Annotated in this window: 6 protein-coding genes; 2 read left to right on the top strand and 4 right to left on the bottom strand. The window is 66.2% G+C overall.

The features are described from left to right. The coding region (locus AC1D2K_RS29780; protein ID WP_478093423.1) for a FadR/GntR family transcriptional regulator at positions 1–346 on the bottom strand (346 nt) is incomplete at its 3' end. Between the two features lie 297 nt (positions 347–643). Then, positions 644–769 (bottom strand): YegP family protein, encoded by a 126-nt coding sequence (locus AC1D2K_RS29775; protein ID WP_478093421.1) that lies wholly within the window; start codon positions 767–769, stop codon positions 644–646. A gap of 261 nt (positions 770–1,030) precedes the next feature. Between AC1D2K_RS29775 and AC1D2K_RS29770 the strand changes: the two genes are divergently transcribed. Continuing rightward, positions 1,031–2,089 carry an aldose epimerase family protein gene (locus AC1D2K_RS29770; RefSeq protein ID WP_478093427.1) on the top strand — a complete coding sequence of 353 codons (1,059 nt, stop codon included), beginning with the start codon at positions 1,031–1,033 and terminating at the stop codon, positions 2,087–2,089. 34 nt (positions 2,090–2,123) lie between these two features. On the opposite strand, the gene AC1D2K_RS29765 is transcribed toward AC1D2K_RS29770, so the two are convergent. Continuing rightward, positions 2,124–3,050, bottom strand: coding sequence for an SMP-30/gluconolactonase/LRE family protein (locus AC1D2K_RS29765; protein WP_478093419.1), 927 nt, complete (start codon positions 3,048–3,050; stop codon positions 2,124–2,126). Between the two features lie 119 nt (positions 3,051–3,169). Between AC1D2K_RS29765 and AC1D2K_RS29760 the strand changes: the two genes are divergently transcribed. Further along, positions 3,170–3,985 (top strand): SDR family NAD(P)-dependent oxidoreductase, encoded by an 816-nt coding sequence (locus AC1D2K_RS29760; RefSeq protein WP_478093417.1) that lies wholly within the window; start codon positions 3,170–3,172, stop codon positions 3,983–3,985. Here the strand turns inward: AC1D2K_RS29760 and AC1D2K_RS29755 are convergent. Then, on the bottom strand, positions 3,960–4,964 hold the full coding sequence (locus AC1D2K_RS29755) for a LysR family transcriptional regulator (protein ID WP_478093425.1): 1,005 nt from the start codon (positions 4,962–4,964) through the stop codon (positions 3,960–3,962). The genes AC1D2K_RS29760 and AC1D2K_RS29755 overlap by 26 nt on opposite strands. Between the last annotated feature and the right edge of the window lie 4 nt (positions 4,965–4,968).

The raw sequence follows: 4,968 nt of genomic DNA, 5'->3' as shown, positions 1-4,968 counted from the left end.
CGACCACGCGGCGCAACGCGTACAGCATGGTGATGTCGACGGGCTGGAAGTAGAGGAAGTTGGACACCGCCTCCAGGCACTGTTCGTAGGAGGTCTGCGTGAGCGTGGCGCCGCCGTTCGGTCCGGTGCTGAGGGCCACCAGCCCCTGCACCTGCAGCGCGGCCAGCGCTTCGCGCACTGTGCCTCGCGAAACGCCCATCTGTTCGATCAGCTCTTTCTCTTGGGGCAGCCTGCTGCCCACCTGTTGCTGCGTCTGGACGATCCAGCGCTTGATGCCGTGGACCACTTGGTCGGAGCGTTTGACGCGCTTGGCGCGCGGCAGGGGAGGCTTGGGTTGGGGTGGCATGTGCGTTTGGTGTTTATGATCATAAATATCATCAATTCGTGAAATCCTGTCAAGCGGGTTTGACCGCATGAACGCAAGCAGGGGAGGCTGCCGCCGGCGGAGGACGCCATCCATTGGCGTCTGGTACTGCCTTCACCCACCCGAGCACCTATCAAAGTGCGTGTGACCTTGTGACACGTCGCGACCGCGCCGGAGAGGAGCTTTGCTGTAGCAATCCGTCGAGGACGCACCATGCTGCGATGCGATGCGATGCGATGCGATGCGATGCGATGTGGCATTTCTTTTCGCGCCCAGTGGTCACACTGGCCGCCGCGAACTCTGTGAAGGTGCATGTCCTGCCAGCTGAAATCGGACGCTCTGTTTGGTCGTGTAGCGCTCGCTGGTCAGAACGGTTTCGCCATTGCCGCCTTTGAGGTTGAACATTGAACTGCGCGCCGCTGCGCTTAGGTCGAAATGTGCTGGCAAATCTGTCGAAGTTGATTGCCTAGCCGGATGGCCGCCGACCGGAAGCCACCTCAGAAAGTGCCCGTCGGTGAACCGGTCCTGCTCGGGCTACCATCTCACGAACCCTCGTTGGTTCCGGGCCGGCAGTGAATTCAAAACCGTTCTTGCTGCGGGCTCGTGTCAGCCGTCCTCTTCGGCCAAAGAAGGGTCGGCGCGCAGCGTCAGGCCTCTCAGTTAACCATGCCAACCACCTTCGACACGAACCTGCTCGGCGCGTTGCCTGACGGTCATCCCGTCACCGAATACACGCTCGACAACGGCTCCGGGCTGCGTCTGAGCGCCATTAACCTGGGAGGGATCGTCACATCCCTGGAAGTGCCCGATCGCAGCGGTGCCAGCGCGAACGTGGTCCTGGGCTTGCCCACGCTGGACGACTACATCGCGCGCAACCCCCACTTCGGTACCATCGTGGGGCGCTGCGCCAACCGGATCGCGAACGGCCGGTTCACGCTCGATGGCGAAGAGTTCCAGTTGCCGCTCAACGACGGGCCGAACACCTTGCACGGCGGCATTGCTGGTTTCGGCGCGCGCTGGTGGGCCATCTCTCCGCTCGATACCGGCGTGCCGGGCGAGACCGCGCTCACCTTGCGCTACACGAGCGACGATGGTGAGGAAGGTTACCCGGGTCGGCTGGACGTGGAGGTGCGCTACACGCTCGACGCCGAATGCTGGCGCATCGACTACAGCGCCCGCACCGACCGTGCCACGGTGCTGAACCTGAGCCACCACGACTACTTCAACCTCGCGGGTCACGGCTCGGCGCTCGACCATGTGCTGACGTTGCCAGCCTCGCGCTATACGCCGGTCGATGCCATGCTGATTCCGACCGGCGTCGCCGAGGTTGCAGGCACGCCGTTCGACTTTCGCACGCCCACGCGCATCAGCGAGCGCATCCGTATGCCGCACCCCCAGCTCGTGCGCGCCCGCGGCTACGACCACAACTGGGTGCTCGATCGCCCTGCCGACGGTCTGGCGCTGGCGGCCCGGCTCGAGCACGAGGGCTCTGGCCGCGTGATGGAAGTCTTCTCGACCGAGCCCGGCGTGCAGTTCTACTCGGGCAACTTCCTCGACGGCACCCTGGTCGGGCGCTCGGGCGAAGTGGTGCGTCAGGGCGACGCACTCTGCCTGGAGACCCAGCATTTCCCGGATTCGCCGAATCGGCCGGAGTTTCCGTCGATCGTGCTGCGGCCGGGCGAACTGTTCCGCAGTTCGACGGTGCACCGCTTCAGCGTGCGCTGAGGCGGCCCGCCCGGGCGCCGTCGTTCCAGGCTTTTTAGCCGCCGAAGCGGTGCGCGGGCAGGCCGGGRCTGTCGATCCGTACCGCGAACAGCCCGCCCGCCAGCGGCTCGGCCGCGCGCCGATCCGCACTCAGCCCGCTGCAGGCGCTGGTGATGAACAGCGTCTGGAAGTCGTAGCCGCCGAAGGCGCAGTTCGTGATGTGCGAGGTCGGCAACGCGATGCGGCAGAGTTCGTCACCGCTCGACGGGTCGTGGCAGCTTACGCAGGCGCCGCCCCAGTGCGCGATCCAGAGGCGGCCGGCGGCATCGGTCGTCATGCCGTCCGGCAGGCCGTCGCCAGGCCCGAAGCGAATCCACTCGCGGCGCTGGGAGAGCGTGCCCGCGGCAGGGTCGAAGTCGTAGGCCAGCACGCGGCCACGCACGGTGTCGTTGAAGTAGAGCGTGTGGCCATCGGCCGACCAGGTCGGTCCGTTGGTCACGGCAAAGCCATGGTCGTGGCGGGTGCAGCGGCCGTCCGAGTCGAGGCGGTAGAGCGCACCGGTCGGTGACTCGCAGGCGAAATCCATCGTGCCGCCCCAGAAGCGCCCCTGGGCGTCGCACTTACCGTCGTTGAAGCGGTTGCCGGGCCGGTCCGGCTCCGGCTGATGGAGGTAGTGCGGCGCCTGCGCGGGCCCTGCGGGATCGAAGAGCGCGAAGCCGCGGTGCAGCGTGACCAGCAGCCCGGGCGCGTCTGCGCGTTCGGCGAGCGCCGAGACGGCCTCTTCGAACTGCCAGCTCCGGCGCAGGCCTTCTGCGGGGTGCCAGCGGTGCAGCCGATGCGCCAGGATGTCGACCCAGTAGAGCGCCTGCTCACGGGGCGACCACAGCGCGCCCTCGCCGAGCGTGGCGCCGGCGGACCAGACGCATTCGGGCGCGCCGAGTGCGCGCGGCGGGATCGAGGCAGGGGCAGCGGGTGCGGTCATGGACGACTCCGTCGAATGCGGCGCCACGGAGAGTCCGGGGGCCTTGACGCGCCGGATCGTATCAGGGCATATTGATATGAGAAATAGAAAATATCTAATTATTTGATATCTCTTTTGCAATGACAAGATTCGACGTGGAGACCTCCTTGAGCACCAACCCTTCCCCTCTTTCCAAAAACGCCCACTTCCCCAGCTTGCATGGTCGTACGGTCTTTGTGACCGGCGGCGGCAGCGGCATCGGGGCGGCCATGGTGTCGGCCTTTGCTGCGCAGGGTGCGCGGGTCGCATTCATCGACATCGCCGAAGAGGCGAGCCGCGCGCTGGCGCAACGCATCGCCGGCGACGGGCACCCAGCGCCCTGGTGGCGCCGCTGCGACGTGCGGGACATCGACGCGCTGCAGGTCGCCATCGCCGACGCGGCGGCCGCGCTGGGCGACTTCTCGGTACTGGTGAACAACGTGGCGAGCGACGACCGCCATACATTGGAATCGATCACGCCGAGCTACTACGACGAGCGCATGGCGATCAACGAGCGGCCCGCACTGTTTGCGATCCAGGCGGTGGTGCCGGGCATGAAGCGCCTCGGCCGCGGGTCGGTGATCAACCTGGGCTCGACGGGCTGGCAGGGCAAGGGCGCGGGCTATCCCTGCTATGCGATCGCCAAGTCGTCGGTAAACGGCCTGACGCGGGGGCTCGCGGTCGACCTGGGCCGCGATCGCATCCGCATCAACACGGTGTCGCCGGGATGGGTGATGACCGAGCGCCAAGTGCGGCTCTGGCTCGACGAGGAGGGAGAGAAGGCGCTCCAGCGCAACCAGTGCCTGCCGGACAAGCTCATGCCGGAAGACATCGCGCGCATGGTGCTGTTCCTCGCATCGGACGATGCGGCCATGTGCACGGCGCAGGAGTTCACGGTGGACGCGGGCTGGATCTGAGCGCCCGGGCGGGCGCTGAGTCCGCGAGGTCCAGCTTGCGGTTGTAGACCGACAGGCTGGCCACCTTGAGCGCCTTCATCATCACCTTCGCCGCAGGCGACAGCAGGCGGTCGGTGCGCGTGATGATCCCGAAATTGTCCATATGGCAGGGCATCTCCAGCGGCAGCAAGGCCACGATGCCGTGTGCAGCGTAGTAGCGGGCGACGTCGGCCGCGAGCACCGCGATCATGTCGCTTCGCTGCAGCATGCTGGTGAGGAACAGTAGCGCTGCGGTCTCGACGGTGTTGACGGGCGGCGCCAAACCGTCCTCCTGGAACATCAGCTCGAAGCGGTGGCGCAGCACGCTGCCCGCTGGCGGCACGATCCAGCTGGCGTCGACCACATCCGGCAGCGCGAGGTCCGCAGTGCCCAGCAGGGGATGGCCTGGCCGCACGACGGCACAGACCAGTTCCTGAGTCAGGGCCTCGTAGCGCAAACGTGACTTGTCGTGCTCTTCGAACAGGCGCGCTACAAGAATGTCGAGCTTGCCCTGTTCCAGCCGCTCGAGAAGCACCGGGCTTGTTTCGATTTCGAGCGACACACGCAGATTTGGCTGCTCCCGCTTGACTGCTGCCACCGCAGGCGGCAGCAACGCGAGGCCTGGTGAGGTGATCGCGCCCACGCACACCTGGCCAAAGCTTCCGGCCTTCAAGGCCTGCAATTCCTCGTGCGCCTGATTCAGGCTGCCCAGTGCGATGCGCGCGTGCCGGATCATGGTCTCGCCGTACCAGGTCGGACGCATGCCGCGCGGCAGCCGCTCGAACAGCGGCACTTCCAGCACGTCCTCGAGATCCTTGAGCAACTTGGAGGCAGCCGGCTGCGTCATGTTGAGCACCTGCGCGGCCCGGTGGATGTTCCCTTCTTCCGCCAGCGTGACCAGCAGCAGCAGTTGCCGGGTCTTGAGTCGCGCACGAAGAAACCAGTGGATGGAGGTGGTCATGGGG

This window comes from Variovorax sp. P1_H12_2, from assembly GCF_056405335.1.
Note: the sequence above shows the minus strand (reverse complement) of the source record. Positions and strands in the feature narration are given on the sequence as shown.

Bases quoted from the DNA above. Each gene is read 5' to 3' on its own strand.
- AC1D2K_RS29760 (WP_478093417.1), top strand. From the start codon at position 3,170: ATGACAAGATTCGACGTGGAGACCTCCTTGAGCACCAACCCTTCCCCT.
- AC1D2K_RS29775 (WP_478093421.1), bottom strand. From the start codon at position 769: ATGTTCAACCTCAAAGGCGGCAATGGCGAAACCGTTCTGACCAGCGAG.
- AC1D2K_RS29770 (WP_478093427.1), top strand. From the start codon at position 1,031: ATGCCAACCACCTTCGACACGAACCTGCTCGGCGCGTTGCCTGACGGT.
- AC1D2K_RS29755 (WP_478093425.1), bottom strand. From the start codon at position 4,964: ATGACCACCTCCATCCACTGGTTTCTTCGTGCGCGACTCAAGACCCGG.